This window comes from Pseudomonas fluorescens (assembly GCF_003732425.1).
GTDB lineage: Bacteria > Pseudomonadota > Gammaproteobacteria > Pseudomonadales > Pseudomonadaceae > Aquipseudomonas > Aquipseudomonas fluorescens_BE.
Window position 1 is genome coordinate 652,965 of record NZ_MOBX01000003.1, and the last position, 19,205, is coordinate 672,169.

Annotated in this window: 19 protein-coding genes and 1 riboswitch; of the genes, 3 read left to right on the forward strand and 16 right to left on the reverse strand. The window is 61.0% G+C overall.

What is annotated here, in order from left to right:
- Positions 1-161: 161 nt before the first annotated feature.
- The 11 genes from BK670_RS05810 to phnD form a co-directional block, all read right to left on the reverse strand.
- Complete coding sequence (locus tag BK670_RS05810) at positions 162-926, reverse strand: ABC transporter ATP-binding protein (protein ID WP_123448986.1); 765 nt, start codon at positions 924-926, stop codon at positions 162-164.
- Entirely contained in the window at positions 923-1,927 is a 1,005-nt protein-coding gene (locus tag BK670_RS05815) for a FecCD family ABC transporter permease (RefSeq protein ID WP_185036736.1), read from the reverse strand. Before BK670_RS05815 ends, BK670_RS05810 begins: the two co-directional genes overlap by 4 nt.
- Before the next feature lie 8 nt (positions 1,928-1,935).
- Entirely contained in the window at positions 1,936-2,949 is a 1,014-nt protein-coding gene (locus BK670_RS05820) for an ABC transporter substrate-binding protein (RefSeq protein ID WP_123448988.1), read from the reverse strand.
- 145 nt (positions 2,950-3,094) lie between these two features.
- Positions 3,095-3,288, reverse strand: a riboswitch (cobalamin riboswitch).
- Positions 3,289-3,330: 42 nt separating this feature from the next.
- A complete protein-coding gene (locus tag BK670_RS05825; RefSeq protein WP_123448989.1) occupies positions 3,331-4,266 on the reverse strand; it encodes a Ppx/GppA family phosphatase in 936 nt (311 codons plus the stop codon).
- Positions 4,267-4,595: 329 nt separating this feature from the next.
- Positions 4,596-5,423, reverse strand: a complete 828-nt coding sequence (gene phnX, locus BK670_RS05835) for a phosphonoacetaldehyde hydrolase (protein ID WP_123448990.1) — start codon at positions 5,421-5,423, stop codon at positions 4,596-4,598.
- Positions 5,424-5,497: 74 nt separating this feature from the next.
- Positions 5,498-6,367 carry a LysR substrate-binding domain-containing protein gene (locus tag BK670_RS05840; RefSeq protein WP_123448991.1) on the reverse strand — a complete coding sequence of 290 codons (870 nt, stop codon included), beginning with the start codon at positions 6,365-6,367 and terminating at the stop codon, positions 5,498-5,500.
- Positions 6,368-6,377: 10 nt separating this feature from the next.
- Positions 6,378-7,673 (reverse strand): MFS transporter, encoded by a 1,296-nt coding sequence (locus BK670_RS05845; RefSeq protein ID WP_123448992.1) that lies wholly within the window; start codon positions 7,671-7,673, stop codon positions 6,378-6,380.
- A gap of 129 nt (positions 7,674-7,802) precedes the next feature.
- Positions 7,803-8,894 (reverse strand): iron-containing alcohol dehydrogenase PsrA, encoded by a 1,092-nt coding sequence (gene psrA, locus BK670_RS05850; protein WP_123448993.1) that lies wholly within the window; start codon positions 8,892-8,894, stop codon positions 7,803-7,805.
- Positions 8,895-9,003: 109 nt separating this feature from the next.
- Entirely contained in the window at positions 9,004-9,822 is an 819-nt protein-coding gene (gene phnE, locus BK670_RS05855; RefSeq protein ID WP_123448994.1) for a phosphonate ABC transporter, permease protein PhnE, read from the reverse strand.
- Between the two features lie 2 nt (positions 9,823-9,824).
- Positions 9,825-10,616, reverse strand: coding sequence for a phosphonate ABC transporter ATP-binding protein (phnC, locus tag BK670_RS05860; RefSeq protein ID WP_123448995.1), 792 nt, complete (start codon positions 10,614-10,616; stop codon positions 9,825-9,827).
- On the reverse strand, positions 10,613-11,479 hold the full coding sequence (gene phnD / locus BK670_RS05865; protein WP_123448996.1) for a phosphonate ABC transporter substrate-binding protein: 867 nt from the start codon (positions 11,477-11,479) through the stop codon (positions 10,613-10,615). The genes phnC and phnD overlap by 4 nt, the downstream gene beginning before the upstream one ends.
- 109 nt (positions 11,480-11,588) lie before the next feature.
- Between phnD and BK670_RS05870 the strand changes: the two genes are divergently transcribed.
- From BK670_RS05870 to map, 3 genes are all read left to right on the forward strand, one after another.
- The gene (locus BK670_RS05870) at positions 11,589-12,446 is read left to right on the forward strand and encodes a LysR substrate-binding domain-containing protein (RefSeq protein ID WP_123448997.1); all 858 of its coding nucleotides are present in this window, start codon (positions 11,589-11,591) and stop codon (positions 12,444-12,446) included.
- 64 nt (positions 12,447-12,510) lie between these two features.
- Entirely contained in the window at positions 12,511-12,738 is a 228-nt protein-coding gene (locus BK670_RS05875; RefSeq protein ID WP_007918027.1) for a ParD-like family protein, read from the forward strand.
- The gene (map, locus tag BK670_RS05880) at positions 12,735-13,526 is read left to right on the forward strand and encodes a type I methionyl aminopeptidase (protein WP_123448998.1); all 792 of its coding nucleotides are present in this window, start codon (positions 12,735-12,737) and stop codon (positions 13,524-13,526) included. Before BK670_RS05875 ends, map begins: the two co-directional genes overlap by 4 nt.
- A 218-nt stretch (positions 13,527-13,744) precedes the next feature.
- On the opposite strand, the gene BK670_RS05885 is transcribed toward map, so the two are convergent.
- The 5 genes from BK670_RS05885 to ribBA form a co-directional block, all read right to left on the reverse strand.
- Positions 13,745-14,899: an ABC transporter ATP-binding protein gene (locus tag BK670_RS05885; RefSeq protein ID WP_123448999.1), complete on the reverse strand. Its 1,155-nt coding sequence runs from the start codon at positions 14,897-14,899 to the stop codon at positions 13,745-13,747.
- 17 nt (positions 14,900-14,916) lie between these two features.
- Positions 14,917-15,726, reverse strand: coding sequence for an ABC transporter permease (locus BK670_RS05890; protein WP_007918021.1), 810 nt, complete (start codon positions 15,724-15,726; stop codon positions 14,917-14,919).
- Positions 15,727-15,732: 6 nt separating this feature from the next.
- Positions 15,733-16,680, reverse strand: coding sequence for an ABC transporter permease (locus tag BK670_RS05895; protein WP_185036737.1), 948 nt, complete (start codon positions 16,678-16,680; stop codon positions 15,733-15,735).
- On the reverse strand, positions 16,677-17,702 hold the full coding sequence (locus tag BK670_RS05900) for an ABC transporter substrate-binding protein (RefSeq protein ID WP_123449001.1): 1,026 nt from the start codon (positions 17,700-17,702) through the stop codon (positions 16,677-16,679). The genes BK670_RS05895 and BK670_RS05900 overlap by 4 nt, the downstream gene beginning before the upstream one ends.
- A 328-nt stretch (positions 17,703-18,030) precedes the next feature.
- Positions 18,031-19,140, reverse strand: coding sequence for a bifunctional 3,4-dihydroxy-2-butanone-4-phosphate synthase/GTP cyclohydrolase II (gene ribBA, locus BK670_RS05905; RefSeq protein WP_123449002.1), 1,110 nt, complete (start codon positions 19,138-19,140; stop codon positions 18,031-18,033).
- Between the last annotated feature and the right edge of the window lie 65 nt (positions 19,141-19,205).

The following is a 19,205-nucleotide window of genomic DNA, read 5'->3' on the forward strand; positions in this document are numbered from 1 at the left end:
AGTATTCAAAGGGCGTCTTCATGGGCACGAACAGCTTGATCTGGGCTGAGACTTCCTGCTGCAACCACCGATCTGAGGATGGCGCATCGCGCAGGTTCCAGCCTGAGGTAGTTGCCACCGATTAGCCGAATAGCATCCGTGAACAACCTAGTGGCACAACGTCATGAGTGAAAGCGCAGAATCTGCGCCCCATCAAACGGGTCCGTCAGGTAATGCGCCTTGACCCCGAACGTCTGCTGTAAGCGCTGCGGTGTCAGCACTTCCAGCGGCTCGCCCAGCGCCACCAGTCGCCCGCGCTCCAGCACCGCCAGACGATCACATTTCAATGCCTGATTAAGATCATGCAGTGCGATCAGCGTGGTCACAGGCAGCGCCTGCACCACGTTGAGAATGGTCAGTTGATGCTGAATGTCGAGATGGTTGGCCGGCTCGTCCAGCAAGAGAATCTGCGGCCGTTGCGCCAATGCCCGGGCGATGTGCACCCGCTGTCGTTCACCACCGGACAGGCTGCGCCAGAGGCGCGTGCGCAAGTGCATGGCGTCAACATCGGTGAGTGCCTGCTGGACGATGGCGTCGTCCGCGTCCGACCACGGTTGCAGCGCCGACAGCCAAGGCGTGCGCCCCAGCGCCACGGCATCAAACACGCGAATGCCGTCATCGGTGTCGGCCTGTTGTTCGACCACCGCGAGTTTTTGCGCGATGCTGCGTCGGGCCATTTTGCCCAGGCGCTGACCGTCGAGCAGGACCTCGCCAGCGCTCGGTTCGCGCAGGCCGGCAAGCAGTTTGAGCAGGGTGGATTTGCCCGAGCCATTCGGCCCGACAATACCCAATGTCTCGCCGCGCTGGACTTCGAGGCTGACACCATTGAGCAACTCGGCGCCGCGCACCCTGAAGCTCAGACCGGAACAACTCAGAACACTGCTCATCGCGCGGACCTGCGGCCAACCAGAATCAAGGCGAACACCGGCGCGCCGACCAGTGCGGTAATCACCCCGACCGGAATCACCTGGCCCTTGATCAGCGTGCGCGACAGCACGTCAGCAGCAATCAGAAACACCGCGCCGCCCAACGCACTGGCCGGCAACAATCGCGCATGAGCCGTACCGAGCAACAGGCGCGCCGCATGAGGAATCACCAGACCGACAAAACCGATTGAGCCGACAATCGACACCATCACCGCCGTCACCAGCGCTGCACAACCGATCAGCAGAATCTGCACACGCCGCACCGGAATGCCGAGCGATGCCGCCGAATCCGCGCCAAAGGTAAACGCATCCAGCGCCCGCCGATGCCACAGACACACGACCAACCCCAACACGGCCACCGGCACCGCCAGCCACACCGACGGCCAGCGCACGCCGCCGAGATTGCCCAGCAACCAGAACATGATCCCGCGCGCCTGTTCGGAGCTGGCCGAGCGAGTGATCAGAAACGCCGTCAGCGCATTGAACAGCTGCGAGCCGGCGATCCCCGCGAGAATGATCTGCCCGGTGCCGCTGGCCGAGCCGCTGACCCGCGCCAGCACAATCACCAGCACGAACGCCGTGACCGCGCCGGCAAAGGCACCGACCGACAGCGAGATCAGCCCGGCACCGACGCCAAGCAGCGCGACCATCACCGCCCCGGTCGAGGCGCCGGCAGAAATGCCCAGCAGATACGGATCGGCCAACGGATTGCGCAGCAGCGACTGCAAAATCACTCCGCACGTCGCTAACCCGGCTCCGCACGCCGCCGCGACCAGTGCGCGGGTCAGGCGGTAGTTCCAGACGATGCCTTCATCGATAGGGTCGAGCACATGCCCGGCGGCCCATAATTTGTTGGCGAGTACTTGCAACACCACGCCCGGTGCAATCGAGGTTTCACCGATGGCCACGCCGGCGATCACGGCCAACAACAGAGTCGCCAAGGCCAGCAACGTACGGATCAGGCTGGCACTCATTGCGACAGGTCATAGCCGTTGATGGCCGTGGCCAGTTGCTCGATGCCATCGAACATGCGCAGGCTCGCCTGCAGGGCCATGGCGTCGACAATGATGATGCGATTGTGCTTCACCGCGTCCATGTTGCGCGTCACCGGATCGCTGCGCAGGAAGGCGAGTTTCTTTTCGTAGTCATCGGCGGGGAAGCGTCGACGATCCATGCGCGCGATGACCAGGAAGGTCGGGTTGGCCTTGGCGATGGTTTCCCAGCCGACGGTTGGCCACTCTTCATCCGACTGCACCACGTTGCGCACGCCGAGGGTGCTGAGCATGAAATCGGGAGCGCCTTTGTGCCCGGCCACGAACGGCTCGATGTCCATTTGTGCGCTGGAGAACCACACCAGCGCGCTGGCGTCCTTGAGCTGTTTGCCTTGGGCGGTGGCAATCGAATGGGCGAGGCTGGCCTTGAGTTGATCATTGAGCTGCTGGCCACGCTCCTGCACGTCGAAGATTTGCGCCAGTTGGCTCACGCTTTTGTAAATCGTGTCGATGCGAAACGGTGCCAGCCGCGTGCCATCGGAGCCGACGAGGTTGTCCTTGGCTTCGCAATCGGAGGGCAGCAGATAGGTTGGAATCTTCAGCTCATGAAACTGCTCGCGCGTGCCCACCGCACCTTGCGGGCCGACCATCCATTCCAGCTCCACGGCGACCAGTTCCGGGCGCTTGCCGATCACTGATTCGAAACTCGGCTCGTTGTCGGCCAGGCGCTCGATCTGGTCGTTTTGCGCCTTGTACTTGTCCAGCACGTTGTTGAACCACAGCGAAGTGCCGACCACTTTGTCGCCCAGGCCCATGGCGTAGAGCATTTCCGTGCCGGCCTGGCCGATGGTCACGGTGCGCGTCGGGGCGTGCGGGAAGGTCAGGGTACTGCCGCAGTTTTCGATCGTCAGCGGATAGACAGTCGGTGCCGCCTGCGCCAGGGCGCAAAGGCTCAGGCCGGTGAGGAGGGTGGCAACGCGGGGCAGCAGCATGGGGCAGTCTCCAGAGGGAACCGTACGGGGAGCGGGAGAGTACGGTCTGGAAACACACCATCGAGCGCGGTCAGGGCAACCGCGCAAGGCCGGGCAGCAATCGAAGACGCGCACGGCACGATGTCCTTCCCGGACACCCCGCCGGTTAGTCGTCATTGTGCCGGCAGGTCTCCTGACTGATGCGTCATCGCCTGGCTCCGGCCTTCCCGGGATTTACCCAGTGGCCGTTGTGGAGCAGGCTCGGCACCTACAGTTGCGGGGGCAGTTCCGATCAATGCTGTGCAAGCATCTCGGATTCCCTATTAGTCCCGTTCGGGAACCAGCGGCGGCATGGTAGTCGATCAAGCCGCTGAAGGGGAGCCGAATCTGTCGTGGCGAGGATCAGTGCTGGCTCATCAAACCGTGCAAAACGCCTAAACGCAGGCCCGGTTCCGACGGCAGCATTTGCCCGATGCCGAATACTTTGAACGCCGCCAGCATCAACACCAGACCGCCGGGCAAAATGCTCTGGCGATGCGGTTGCAGGCCGGCAAGCTTGAGCTGTTGCACGTTGTTCACCTTCAACAGCAGCAGCGACAGGCGCAGCAGTCCACCGTAGGTGATGCCGTCCTGACCGAAGTCGTTGAGGCGATTAGCCTTGAGTACTTTGGCGAGCATGCGCGCGGTGCCGGACGAACCGATGGTCTGCTGCCAACCTTGTGCGCGATAGCGCCGGGCAACGTTTTCGAACTGCAGGATGGCGAAGCGTTCGGCCTCCTGTAGCGCGCCGGCGGACACATCGCCGCCGCGAAAGAATCGCGTGCTCAGGGTGCCGCTGCCGATGGCGATGCTCTCGGTGAGCAACGGTTGTGAACCCTGGCCGAGGATCAGCTCGGTCGAACCGCCGCCGATGTCGACCACCAGGCGCATGTCAGCAGCGCTCGGCAAGGCATGGGTTACACCGGCGTAGACCAGCCGCGCCTCTTCGTGGCCGCAAATGACGTCAATGGGAAAACCCAGATGCCGTTCGGCACTGGCGAGAAACAGCTGTGCGTTGTTCGCCTCACGCACCGCACTGGTCGCCACCGCACGGACTCGACCGGCTTCGAAACCGCGCAGCTTCTTGCCGAACCGCGCCAACGCCTGCCAGCCGCGATCCAGGGCCAACGCATCCAGTGCGCCGCCGTCAAAGCCTTCGGCGAGGCGCACCGGCTCGCGCAGGGTTTTCACTTCCTGAATCTGCAGGCCCTTTCGACTGCGCACCGATTGGCCGATCATCAGGCGAAAGGCATTCGAACCCAGGTCGATGGCGGCAAACAGCGAGGCGTCTTCTTTCATGGGAATCCTTGCAGAGCATCCGCCCGAAGGCTCAAGACGGTTTGCGAGGATTTTGCCGTGATCTTGATGACATCCTGATGACGGGGCAGGGGCGGTTCAGTGAATGTGCGGCTGTCATGACACTGTCATTATCCGGCGTCTATGCTGAGGCCAATACATCGCGTGTTCTTAAAGTTTTTGCTGCCAGTTTTGGCAGCTTTTTTTTGCCGGAAATTTGTTGCGCATGACCCTGTAGGAGCTGCCGAAGGCTGCGATCTTTTGATCTTGCTCTTCAAAAACAAGATCAAAGGATCGCAGCCTTCGGCAGCTCCTACAGGGGTAGTGGGTGTTTAGCAGGACTGCGGGGTTTCGCCCCGGGCCAGGCGCGCATTGATGTCTTCGATCACTTCGGGCAGCTCGGCGATGGTGTCGATCATGTAGTGCGGCCGCGAGGGGGCGAACATCTTGCCGATCCGCACACGTTCTTCCGCCAGTCGATCGGACGGCAACGCCTTGTATTGCTCGTAGGTCAGGCCCAGTGCGTTTCCGGAGCAGGTCAGCGCCACCGTCCACATACCGGCGGCGCGCCCTTCGAGAATCCCCGGCCAGGTGTCGTCGACCTTGACGCAGGCCGCCACGTCATCGATGCCCAGAGCAATCACGTTGGCCAACGCCTGCGCCGGATATGGGCGGCCATTGGGTACTTCATCGGTGGCGACGACATGGTCGGCGACGTAGCCATTTTCCCGCGCCAGTTCGACGACCCTGGCCATCACCACCGCGGGATAGCCCGAGCACGAACCGATTTTCAAACCTTTGTCGCGCAGCGCCGCAATCGCCTCAAGGGCGCCTGGAATCAGCGCCGAATGCAGGGCGATTTTCTCGATCTGCAGCGGCATGAAGCGTTCGTAGATCGCCGTAACATCCTCGTCACTCGGCAAGCGGTCAAACGCCGCGCGGTAACGTTCGGCAATCTGCGGCAGGTTGCACAGGGTGCGGATGTGATCCCATTTGCCCATGCCCATCGGCCCGCGCGCTTCTTCCAGCGATACGGCGACGCCGAATTCGGCAAAGGCCTCGACGAAAATCTGCGTCGGCGCAAACGAGCCGAAATCGACAACGGTGCCGGCCCAGTCGAGGATCGCGGCTTGCAGGTGAGTCGGTTGTTGGTACTGCATGGTCAATCTCCGTTTTCAGGTAAGCGTGGGCCGTCCCTCGGCAATGAGGTAGGCGGTTCAAGGGTCAGTGCTGATCAGGTCAGCGGTGGATTCGAATCAAACAGTTCGGCAATCACTGGCCGGTTCCTGCGGATGCCCAGGCAGCACAGGTGGTATTCGATGAAAAACGGGTGGTCGACAAAGGTGATCGGTTTGGTCCCCGGGGTTTCGGCGTACTCGACCGCCGAGACAAAACCAATGCCGATGCCCTTGACGATGGCGTGAACGATGGCTTCGCGGCTGTTCAGTTGCATCACGCAATTGAGTGCGATGTCGAGGCGGTTACAGCTTTCCTCCACCAGTTGCCGGGTGCGCGCACTTTTCTCGCGCATTACCCATTTCTCGCCGCTGATCTCGCTGACGTGAACCTGCGCCTGACTGGCCCACGGATGGTCATTGCGGACCACGGCGATAATCGGGTAACGGTGATACAGCCGCGTGTGGAAACGCTGATCGAACTCCGACAGCGCTAGAATCGCCACGTCGATATCGAAGTTGAACAGCCGCGCCAGGGTGTCCTTTTCCGAGGAAAACGAGGTTTCCAGTTCGATATCCGGGTGGCGCTGCATCAGCTCATAGGTCAGGTTCATCGCAATCGGCGGTGACACTGCGCCGAGGCGCAACATGCCGGTCTTGCGCTGCTTGAAGCTCTGCAACAGTTGCACGGCTTCATCCTCCTGACCGAACAGGCCTTGGGTGATGGCGTAGAGCTTGTGCCCGGCGGCGCTCATTTCGATGTAGCGTCCACGGCGATGAAACAGCTCCACCGAGAAAGTGTTTTCCAGCGCGTTGACCTGCTCGCTGACGGTCGGTTGACCGACGCTGAGAAACTCAACAGCAAGGGTAAAACTGCCGGTCTTGGCCACCGCATGGAACGAACGCAACCACTTGTGATACTGGTACATGCAAGCCCCGTCAGCGTCGAATGAACAATGCCACTGCCGCACTGCACAGGCAGGCGCTGGTGACCACTATGAAGATCAGAGACGTATTTGCCGTGGTGTCAAGCAGACGCCCGATCAGTGGCTCAGCCAATCCGGCGAACAGGTAAGAGGAAAAGTTCATGATCCCGGTCGCCGTACCGGCGCGTTTGGCACCGACCAGATCCGGGCACAGCGCCCAGAAACTCGAGGCCGGGCCGTAGACGAAGAAGCCGCAAAGGAACAGGGCGATCAGGCCGATGACGCTGTGGGGTGGCAGGCTCCACATCCACAAACTGGTGGCGGCGCCGAGGAACATATAGAGCATGATCGCCAGATATCGCTTGGAGCCGAACAGCTTGTCCGACACCCAACCGTTGCTCAACGCGCCGACCGCCATGCCGACAGGGAGGGCGACGGTGATCCATTTCGGATCGATCATGCCGTCACCAGTTTTCCAGTCAGCACCGAGAAAGTGCACCGGCACCCAGACGATCAAGCCGTAGCGTGCAGCGTTCTGAAAGCCCAGTGACAACGCGGCGATGAGCAGGCGGGGATTTTTCAGCACGGCTTTGTAGCGTTGTGTCGAGGACTCGACTTCGCCCTGTGCCGCTTCCTGATGCTTGTCGTCAGCGTTGGCTACACCGGTGTCGGCCACCGGCTCGAAGCCCAGATCCTGTGGCCGTTCGCGGGCCACCAGATAGAAAATGATCCCGCCGGCGAGCATCAGCAGCACTGGCAAACGGAAGATCCAGCGCCATTCCAGTTGCAGCACTTCGAGCACGACGATAGAGGTGACGTACGACAGAATCGACGCGCAACCGGCGGCGAAGGTGTAGAAGCCATACACCTTGCCGCGCTCGCCCGCCGCCCACCAATTGGCAATCAGCCGACCGCCCGGCGCCCAGCCCAAGGCCTGAAAGTAGCCGTTGACGCCCCATGGCAGAATCAGGCTGGTGAAACCACTGGCAAAACTGGTCACCCAGTTCGCCGCGCAGGACAGCACCGCACCGAGGGTCATGATCCGCCGGCCGCCGAACTTGTCGGCGAGGTTGCCGTTGATCGCCTGGCCAATGGCGTAGGCCCAAAGCATCGCCGCAGAAGCCCAACCGAGGGTTTCCTTGCTCAGGCCGAACTCGGCCTGAATCCCCGGAATGGCAAAACCGAAGGTCTGCCGACCGGTGTAGAAAAACAGGTAACAGAACATCGCCGCCAGCAGCATGCGCCACTGCGCGACCCGGAACGAGGCAGAACGGACGGCGAGACCAGGCATTGTTTCGGCACGATTCATGATCTTTTCCTTATTGTTGTCGGTTCCCGCCGGGTGTCGGCGGCGGGTGCACTCTTTTTCGGTGCGGCAGGAAATCACCGCGGCTGCATGCCGCTGGCGGTGCTTGGGTGACTCGGGTGTTATCAGGCGTCAGGCGGCTTGCGAGCCAATGAAGTTCTTGCCGCGCGCGCCCTGCATCGCGAGGTGGATGATGGCTTCGGCGTCCTTGGCCGAGACGCCGTAATCGGCGAACTCGGTTTTCACCCCTAGGCTGTGCAAGAACTCGCGCAGTTGCTGTTGGGCTTTGCCCAGGTCATCGCCGAATATCCGTTGCAAGGTGCGGTCGCGAGTGGCGTCATGGCCCCAGGCCAAACCCAATACCAGCGGCAGGGTGAAGGAGCAGGCAATGCCGTGGGGCAAGCCGTGGCGCAAGGTCATCTCATAGGAAATCGAATGCGCCAACGCGGTTTTGGTGTTGGAAAACGCCAGCCCGGCCTTGAGCGCGGCGAGCGCCATGCGGCTGCGCAACTCCTGACTGGAGAGGTCTTTGTGCAGGCGCGGCAGGCATTCCAGAATGTCCTCGATCGCGGAGATCGCGAAGGTGTCCGAGACTGGGTTGGCGTTCACATTCCAGATCGCCTCCAGTGCATGGGACAGGGCGTCGAGCCCGGTGGAAACGGTCACGCCGGCCGGCACTGTGAGCATCAGTTGCGGGTCGATGATCGCCACCCGTGGCCAGGTGCAGTCCAGGTGCAGCGAATATTTCTTCTGGCTGGCGCTGTCCCAGATCGTTGCCCACGGGGTGACTTCGCTGCCGGTACCGGCGGTGGTCGGTGCGGCGATCAGTTGTTTGCAACGGGCCGGGGTGAACGGTTTGCCGCTCGACAGCAGGCTCAACAGTTCATCGAAGCGGCCGGATTCGGTGCCGACGATCAACGCCTTGGCGGTATCGATGGCGCTGCCTCCTCCTACGGCGAGGACCACGTCGCAGTCACCGGCGTGCTGCCAGAAGTGCTCGTAGGTACTGCGCAGATGGGCGACGTCGGGGTTGGGCTGGACGTCTTCGAAAATGTAGATCAGACGTTCGCCGAGCAAGCGTTGCAAACGGTCCACCAATCCCAGCCCTCGGGCCTCAGGGAAGGTCACGAGGGCGACGGTCTGCTGCTCGGTGATGGCGGCGAGTTCTTGCAGGCTGCCCCAGCCGAAACGGGTATCGACGGGGTTCTGGAAGCGGGCAGTCATGGTCAATCCTTCTTGTTGTTGTCGTGTGGCCACATAGTCGAGGGCGGTCGACAACGGTACAAATCGATAAATCGCAGGTTTGAATCGGCTGAACCGATAACAGCGGCGGTTAATGCGTTGAACCGCTCTGGATGGCGGCACGCAGTCGACTCGATAGGGCGTCGGCGACGATCACCATGAAAGTGATGACGATGATGCAGGTCGCGGTTTCCTGATATTTGAACAGCTTGAGACTGCTCACCAGTTCGAAACCCAGGCCGCCGGCACCAACCATTCCCAGCACCGTGGCCGAGCGCAGATTGACCTCGAAGCGGTACAGAATCACTGCAATCCACGCGGTGATGACTTGCGGCAAAACGCCAAACACGATCACCTGCAGTGGCCGCGCACCGGTCGCTTGCAGCGCTTCGATCGGGCCTTGGTCGATCTCTTCGATGCTCTCGGCGAAGAACTTGCCGAGCATGCCCAGGCCATGCAGCGCCAGCGCCAATACACCGGGGAAGGGGCCGAGGCCGACGGCTGAAACGAAAATCAGCGCGAGGATCAGTTCGTTGATGCTGCGGGTGAAGTTAAGTGCCTGACGGGTGGCGTGAAACAGCCAGCGATTGCGGCTCAGATTACGCGCGGCGAGAAACGACAGCGGAATCGCCAGCAACACCCCGAGCAGGGTGCCCCAGATGGCGATCTGCAGGGTTTCCACTGCCGGCGCCAGCAGCCGCGGGAGGATGCTCAGGTCCGGCGGAAAGGTGCGCGAGAGGAAGTCGCCGATCTGCGGCAACCCGGCTGCCAGTTCACCGAGGCTCAGTTGCGCGCCTTGGGCGCTCCAGTTCAGCGTCCACAACACGATCAGGACAACACCGGCTGTGGTCAGCCAACTGCGCGGGCCACGGGGACGGTCGCCCACCCACTGATAGTTTTGCGCTTGCATGTTCAAGCCCTCGAGGCTGTGCGATAGGACAGGGTGGGTGCCGCAACATCGGTGGATGGCTGCGCAGATTGCCCGGGATAGATTCGCGCCAGATCGGCCTCGGTCATGCCCGACGCGTTACCGTCGTACACCAGACTGCCGTGCGCGAGGCCGACCACGCGGTCGCCGAACTCGCGGGCGTATTCGACCTGATGCAGGTTGCACAGCACGGTGATGCCCAGTTCTCGGCTGGCATCACGCAGGTACTGCAACACCAGGCGCGCGGTTTTCGGGTCGAGGCTGGCAATCGGTTCGTCGGCCAGAATCACCTGCGGCCGTTGCGCCAGGGCGCGGGCAATGCCGACGCGCTGCTTCTGCCCGCCGGACAGCGAGTCCGTGCGCTCGCCAGCCTTGTGCGCCAGTTCGACGCGCTCCAGGCACTGCATGGCCAGCGCCACATCGTCACGGCGGAACAGTTGCAGAATCGAGGCGAGGGTGCCGACGGAACCGAGGCGTCCAGTCAGGACATTTTTCAATACGCTCAAGCGCGGCACGACGTTGTGGTGCTGAAAAATCATCGCCACTTCGCGGCGCAGAACGCTGGTGTCAGGGCAGGCGAGGGCGTCGATACCGGCCACGGTCAACGTGCCGCTGTCGGCCTGTGCCAGACGATTGATGCAGCGCAGCAAGGTCGATTTACCGGCGCCGGACTGACCGAGCACCACGACGAACTCACCGGCCGCGACCTCCAGGTCAATGCCGCGCAACACCGGGTTGCTGCCGTAGTGTTTGGTCAGTTGGCGGATGCTGATCATTTCATGCTCCGCAAATCGAGATCGAGCACCTTGGCGGTTTCGCGCACCACGTCATACGACGCGTCAGTAGTGGGCTGGAAGCCATTGAGCACGCCCTGATCACCCCACGGCACATCCTTGATCGAAGCCAGCGCGTCGGCGACTTTTTTCTTCAACTCCGGATCGAGTGCCTTGCGCCAGACCATCGGTGATTCGGGGATCGGCTTGGAACTCCAGACGATTTCGAAATCATCCTGCTTCACCACACCTTTGGCCACGGCACTGGCGAAGATGCGGTCAGCCACGGCTGCCGCGTCAACTTTCTTGTTCTCCACCGCAAGGATGCTGGCGTCGTGGGAGCCGGAGAAAATCACCCGTTTGAACAGGCTGTCCGGAGCAAAACCGGCCTGCTCAAGGCCAGCCTTGGGAAACAGATGCCCGGACGCTGAACTCGGGTCGACGAATGCAAACGTATGCCCCTTCAGGTCGGCCAGCGAATGAATGCCGCTGTCCTTGCGCGCCAGAATCACGCTTTTGTAAGCACTCTGGCCGGTCTTCTTGGTCACCGCCACTGAGAACGCCTCGACATCCGCCACTGAGGTCGCCAGCACATAGGAAAAGGGCCCGAGGTAAGCGACATCAAGCTTGCCCGAGCGCAGCGCTTCGATGATGCCGTTGTAGTCGGTGGCCACGAACGGCACCACGGGCATGCCGATCTTGGCTTGCAGATCATCGAGTACCTGTTTGCTCGATTCGATCATTGCCTGGGAGTCTTCCGAGGGAATCAGGCCTATGGTCAGTTTGTCCTTGGCCCAGACCTGGCTGGCGCCCAAGGCAATAACGGTGAGGCTGGCGACACGCAGAAACTGTTTGATTGTTTTCATGGCATTCCACGGTGTGGTTGGGAGTTGCCACAGGCTAGGTCTGTCACGTGACAGTCATTCAATCAATTCAATATGGGAAACGGCAGCTAACTATTGATGGAGTCTATGGATGTCGAGCGCCAAACTGCGGGCCTTTCTCGCCGTCGCCCGTCACGGCAGTTTCAGTGCCGGGGCGCGGGCGTCGGGTTTGAGCCAACCGACCCTGACCACGCAAGTGCAAGCCCTGGAACGCCAGCACAATGTTGAACTATTCCATCGGCGCGGGCGGCGGATCGAGCTTTCCGATGTCGGGCGGCAGTTGCTGCCGATCGCGCAACGGATTGCCTTGCTGGAACTGGAGGCGCACAACCTGCTGCGCGATTCCGGGCGGCTCGACAGCGGCCAGCTCAAGGTCGGTGCGGTGGGGCCGTTTCATGTGATCGAGATGGTCGACAGCTATTTACAACAGCATCCGAATATCGACGTATCGATCCGCGTCGGCAACTCGGCGCAAGTGCTGTCGGATCTGGAAAATTACGTGACAGATATCGCCGTGTTGGCTGGGCGTCAGGATGATCCAGCGTTGTGTTCGGTGCGTTATGCGCAGCACGCGATCATCTTGTTCGCGCACCATGAGCATCCGCTGGCCAATCGTGGCAGCGTGCGGCTGGAGGAATTGGAAGGGCAGCGACTGCTGCAACGCGAGCCGGGTTCGACCACGCGCCTGGTACTGGAACAGGCGCTGATCGCCGCGCAGGTCAAACCGCGCATCGCCATGGAAATCGGCAGTCGCGAGGCGTTGCGTGAAGCGGTGGTGCGCGGGTTGGGGTTGGGTGTGGTGTCGGAAGCGGAGTTCATTGCCGACCCGAACATCCGCACGATCAGAATCGAAGGCGAAGAGCTGTTTACCGAGACCTATCTGTACTGTCTGGCAGAGCGGCGTTCCAGTCGGCTCATCTCATCGTTTTTCGACGCGGCGCTGAGTTGATTTGCAATTTCGCGCAAGGCTTGGCTAATATACGATCCATATACACATCGTATCGGATCCATATATGGGCATCGTAAAGATTTCAGAGGACATGCACGAGAATCTGCGCATCTCGAGCAATGCGCTCAGCCGCTCGATCAACGCGCAGGCCGAGCACTGGATGCGCATCGGCATGCTCGCCGAACTGCACCCCAACCTTGACCACAGCGCCATTTGCCGCTTGCTGATTCGCGCCGAACAGAACGGCGGGCTGGATCTGCAACAACTGACTCAGGAAGCCGTCAGCGCATGAGAAACCAGATCAAGATCAACACCCCGGCCGAGATCGCGCAATCGCGCGCTGCCGGCAAACTCGCCGCTGAAGTGCTGGCCATGCTGGTGCCGCATGTGAAGGCGGGCGTCACCACCGATCAGCTCGATCAACTGTGCAACGACTACATCGTCAACGTGCAGAAAGCGGTGCCGGCCAACGTTGGCTATCACGGCTTTCCGAAAACCGTCTGCGCCTCGGTCAACGATGTGGTCTGCCACGGGATTCCGTCGGGAACACCGTTGAAGGATGGCGACATCGTCAACCTCGACATAGCGGTGATCAAGGACGGCTGGTTTGGTGACACCAGTCGCATGTACGTGGTCGGCGAGGCCACACCTGAGGCGCAGCATCTGATCAAGACCACTTACGACGCCATGTGCGCGGGGATTCGTGTGGTGAAGCCGGGCGCCACGTTGGGCGATATCGGCCATGCGATCCAGAGCCTGGCGGAGAAAGAAGGCTTCAGCGTGGTGCGTGAGTACTGCGGGCACGGGATCGGCAAGGTTTATCACGATGAGCCGCAGATTCTGCATTACGGCTTTCCCGATCAGGGCATGAAGTTGAAGGCCGGGATGATTTTTACCGTTGAACCGATGCTCAACGCCGGCAAGCGTCATGTGAAGAACATGCCGGATGGCTGGACCGTGCTGACCAAGGACGGCTCGTTGTCGGCGCAGTGGGAACATATGGTCGCGGTGACCGAAACCGGCTTTGAAATCCTCACCGCCTGGCCGGATCAGATCGAAGGTCTTACCCCGATCGTCTAGCGCCACCAAACCCCTGTGGGAGCGAGCCTGCTTGCGAACAGGCCGTGTCAGTCAACCTCAACGTTGAATGACACACCGCATTCGCGAGCAGGCTCGCTCCCACATTTGGAATGCATTCCTGTAGGAGCTGTCGAGTGAAACGAGGCTGCGATCTTTTGATCTTGTTTTTAACAGCAAGATCAAAAGATCGCAGCCTGCGGCAGCTCTTACAGGGGATTTCAGTGAGCGCCGGCCGCTTTATTGAGATCGCTTTCGGTCCATTCGGTGTACACGCAGGCATCGGCAGTCGCCCAGCGCACTTGCACCGGATCGCCGGCCTTGAGCGGCATGCCGGCGGCGGACAAGGCCTTCACTGTCATCGAAGTCCCGCCCGAAGTGACCACGCTGCAGGTCTGGCTCTCACCGAGAAACAGCACTTCTACAACCTTTGCTGAAACCTCGTTCCAACCCGACGGCAACGGTTCGCTGATCGCTTGCTCCACGCTCAATGCCAAGGCCTTTTCCGGCCGTACCATCAGCAACACATCCTGATCGGTATGCAACCCGGCCGTCAGCCGAATCGACAACGATTGCCCTTCAAAACTCGCCGCTGCGTTGCTTTGCGCCTTGAGCTTGAGGAAGTTCGAGTTGCCCAGAAACGACGCAACAAACGCATTCGGCGGATTCTGATACAGGTCATAACCACTGCCCAGACCAACAATCTTGCCGTGACTGAAAATCGCGATGCGTTGCGACAAACGCATGGCTTCTTCCTGGTCGTGGGTCACGTAAACGATGGTGATACCCAAGCGGCGATGCAGCTGGCGCAGTTCATCCTGCAAATCTTCCCGCAGCTTTTTATCCAGCGCACCGAGCGGTTCGTCCATCAACAGGATGCGCGGCTCGTAGACCAGCGCCCGGGCGATGGCGACGCGTTGTTGCTGGCCGCCAGACAGTTGCGAAGGGCGGCGATGAGCGAACTGCTCAAGCTGCACCAGTTTCAGCATCGCATCGACCCGTTTGTCGCGCTCGGCCGCTGCCAGTTTGCGAATCGCCAACGGAAACGCAATGTTGTCGCGCACCGATAAATGCGGGAACAGCGAGTAGCGCTGGAACACCATGCCGATGTCGCGCTTGTGCGGCGGCACATTCACCAGCGACTGACCGTTGACGAGGATTTCACCGCTGCTCGGTGTTTCGAACCCGGCGAGCATCGACAGGGTCGTACTCTTGCCCGAGCCGCTGGAGCCGAGGAAGGTCAGGAACTCGCCGTCCTTGATGTCCAGCGAGATGTTGTCGACGGCGGCAAAGTCGCCGTAGTGCTTGTTCAGGTTGCGCAGGCTGACCAGGGGTTTGTCGTTCTGCTGGGAAGCGTCTTTGATCACGGCACTCATGTCGTACTCCTGGGCGCTCAGGCGCTGATTTCGTTGCGCCGGCGCAATGCGGCGGCGATGACCATGACCAAAACCGACAAGCCGATCAGCAGCGTCGAAGCGACGGCGATCACTGGCGTCAGGTCCTGGCGCAGGGTGGTCCACATTTTCACGGGAAGGGTTTGCAGGGTGGGACTTGCCATCATCACGCTGAGCACCACTTCGTCCCACGACACGAGGAAGGCGAAGAGGGCGCCGGCGACCATGCCCGGACGGATCGCCGGGAACGTCACTTTGAACACCGCTTGCAGGCGTGAAGCACCGCAAATCACCGCCGCGTCTTCAATCGACTGATCGAACAGCTTCAGCGAGTTGATGATTGAGATGATGGTGAACGGCAGCGCGACGATCACATGGCTGACGACGAAAGCGAACATGGTCCCGGTGTAACCGAGCTTGAGGAACAGCGCGTACACCGCCACGGCGATGATCACCAGCGGCACGATCATCGGCAGGGTGAACAGGCCGTAGAGCATTTCCCGACCGGGAAAGCGCCCGCGAACCAGCGCAAACGCAGTCGGCAAACCAAGGGCCACGGCGCAAATCGTGGTCAGCACAGCAACTTTGAGGCTCGCTGCTGCAGCGTTCATCCAGTCGGGGTTGGAGAAGAACTGGCCGTACCATTTCAGCGTCCAGCCTGGTGGCGGGAACACCAGCCACTGCGAGGAGCCGAACGACAACAGCACGATAAACACGATCGGCAACAGCAGGAACAAACCGATCAGCCCGGTGGTTGCATACAAGCCGAAGCGCATCCGCCGGCTCATCGCATTGGGAGTCAGGAGCATGTCGGCTTACCTCGCGTTACTGGCGCCAACCGGGGATTCCGGCTGAAGCTTCAGGTAGAAGTAGAACAGCACCAAAGTGATCGCGATCAGCAACGCGGCGCCGGCACTGGCCAGGCCCCAGTTGAGGAACGATTGCACCTGCTGAATGATGAACTCCGGCAGCATCATGTTCTGCGCGCCGCCGAGCAGCGCCGGGGTCACGTAGTAACCGAGCGACATGACGAACACCATCAAACCACCGGAGGCCAGACCCGGCCGGCACAGCGGCAGGAACACCCGGAAGAAGTTGGTCCACGGGCTGGCGCCGCAAATCGAGCCGGCCTGCAGAATCATCGGGTCGATGGCCTGCATGGTCGCCTGCAACGGCAGCACGATGAACGGGATCATGATGTAGCTCATGCCGATCACTACGCCGGTGAGGTTGTGCACCATCTCCAGCGGCTGATCGATGATGCCCATCGCCATCAAGGCCTTGTTGATCACGCCGGAGGCTTGCAGCAGCACCAGCCACGAATAGGTGCGGGCGAGCAGGCTGGTCCACATCGACAACAGCACTATGTTGAGGATCCAGCGCCCCCAGCCGCGTGGCACCAGAGTGATCGCCCAGGCCAGCGGAAAGCCCAGCAGCAGGCTGAACAGCGTCACCAGCCCAGCCACCGAGAAGGTGTTGAGCAGCACCCGCGCGTAGGCCGAGTTGGCGAACAGTTGTTCATAATTGCCAAGGCCCGGTGTCGGTTCGAGCACGCCGCGCAACAGCAGGCCAATCAACGGCGCGAGAAAGAACAGGCCGATGAACAGCAGCGCTGGCACGAGATTGCCGGCGCCGCGCCAACGTTGTCTGAGGGACGGGGTTTGCTGCATCGCAACCGCCTGTGTTCCGTGGGCCTTACCGGCAGCGCTGGTCGCGCTCCCGGTGGCAGTGGAGGGACGGGACGCGGTGGCCGCCATTTTCATTTGACCAGCCATTCGTTCCACCGTGTCGCGATGGCCTGGCCGTTTTTGGCCCAGTACGCGAAATCAAGAGTGATCTGATCCTTAGCGTAGGCAGTCGGCAGGTTGGGGGCCAGCGTCGAATCCAGACGCTCCACACTGTCGAGGTTGACCGGGGCGTAGGCGGTCAGGTTGGAGAAGTCGGCCTGGCCTTTGGCGCCGCTGGCGGCGGCGATAAACTTCATCGCTGCATCTTTGTTTTTCGAGCCTTTTGGAATCACCAGAATGTCGGCCATGACCAGGTTCTGTTTCCAGCTCACGCCCACTGGCGCGCCGTCTTCTTGCAGGGCGTGAATGCGGCCGTTCCAGAACTGGCCCATGCTCGCTTCGCCGGACGCCAGCAGTTGCTGCGACTGCGCGCCGCCGCCCCACCAGACGATGTCTTTCTTGATGGTGTCGAGTTTCTTGAAGGCGCGGTCGAGATCGAGCGGGTAGAGCTTGTCGGCGGCTACGCCGTCGGCCAGCAGCGCCAGTTCAAGCACGCCCGGGCTTGGCCATTTGTACAGGGCGCGTTTGCCGGGGTAGGTTTTGGTGTCGAACAGGGCGCTCCAGTCCTGCGGCTTGTTGGCGCCGAGTTTGCCCTCGTTGTAGCCGAGGACGAAGGAGAAGAAGAATGAGCCGACGCCGTGATCGCTGACGAAACGCGGGTCGATCTTGTCGCGCTGAATGACTTTGAAATCGAGCGGTTCGAGCAGGCCTTCAGCGGCGGCGCGCAGGGCGAAATCGGCTTCGACATCGACCACGTCCCACTGCACGTTGCCGCTCTCGACCATGGCTTTGAGTTTGCCGTAGTCGGTCGGGCCGTCCTGCACGACGGTGATGCCGCTGGCCTTGCTGAACGGATCGGCCCAGGCCTGTTTCTGCGCGTCCTGGGTGCTTCCGCCCCAGCTGACAAAATTCACGCTCTCGGCAGCCATGGCAGCCTGGCCGGTAACGCTGAGCAGTCCCGCGAAAAAGATCGCAGTTGCAGCTTTGTTCAACACCATTTTTACGCCCTCATTGTTGTGTTTTTGAGCGGGCTTGCGTTGTTGCCCGCCTGTCGGGAGCAGTAGATGGACGTTCGTTTGAGTGTCCGGTCTATGGAATATCATATTATGGTATTCCAAACTTTGTGCAAGCACTTTGCCTTACCGGTTATCTGGCGAATGTGCTTTTTGATCGATCAAGAATCTGCAGCGAACAAATGTCTGTGGCGAGGGAGCTTGCTCCCGCTGGGTTGCGAAGCGACCCTCGCTTTTTTAAAGAGCTCGGGCCTGCTGCGCAGTCCAGCGGGAGCAAGCTCCCTCGCCACACGAAATCACCTGTGTCTGGGAGTTATTCGGTGAAGGGGATGCTCTCGACCACTTCCAGGTCATACCCGGTCAGGCCGGCGTACTTGAGCGGCGGGCCGAGATGGCGCAGCTTGCCAACCCCGAGGTTCTGCAGAATCTGCGCCCCGGTCCCCACTTCCGAATAAATCCGCGATTGCGAACGACTGAACTGCCGTGGCGGCTGGGTCAATTGCGGCACCCGCTCAAGCAGCGCCTGCGAAGACTCGTGATTGGCCAGCACCACGACAACCCCATGGCCCTCAGCCGCGACCCGTTGCAACGCCGCCCACAGCGTCCAGTTGGTCGGCCCGCTGTACTCGGCGCCGACCAGATCACGCAGCGGATCGATCACATGCACGCGCACCAGCGTCGGCTCTTCACGGCGCAAATCGCCCATGACCATCGCCATGTGTACGCCGCCCTCGATGCGATCCTCAAAGGTGATCAAGCGGAACGTGCCATGCACCGTCGGCAGCTCTCGTTCGCCGATGCGTTCAATGGTGTGCTCGGTGCTCAGGCGATAGTGGATCAGGTCGGCGATGGTGCCGATCTTGATCCCGTGCTTGCGCGCGAACACTTCCAGATCCGGACGGCGGGCCATGGTGCCGTCGTCGTTCATCACCTCGACGATCACCGAAGCCGGGGTGAAACCGGCCAATCGAGCCAAATCACATCCCGCTTCGGTATGGCCGGCGCGCGTCAGCACGCCACCTTCCTTGGCGCGCAGCGGGAAGATATGGCCAGGCTGCACCAGATCTTCCGCGCGCGCATTCGGCGCGACGGCGGCGGCCACGGTGCAGGCGCGATCAGCTGCGGAGATGCCGGTGGTCACGCCAACCGCCGCTTCAATCGACACGGTAAACGCGGTGCTGAATACGCTGCCGTTGGCCGGCACCATTTGCTCCAGGCCCAAACGCTGGCAATGCTCATCAGTCAATGTCAGGCAGATCAGCCCGCGCGCTTCACGAGCCATGAAGCTGATGGCCTCGGGCGTGCAGCAATCGGCGGCCAGCAGCAGGTCGCCTTCGTTTTCGCGGTCTTCGTCATCGACCAGCAAGACCATTTTGCCGAGACGATAATCTTCGATGATTTCTTCGATGCTGTTGAAGGCCATGCTGGACTCTCAGGGTTCGTTGGAAATATATTGGTATACCATAATACAAAATTAACAAAGAGGTC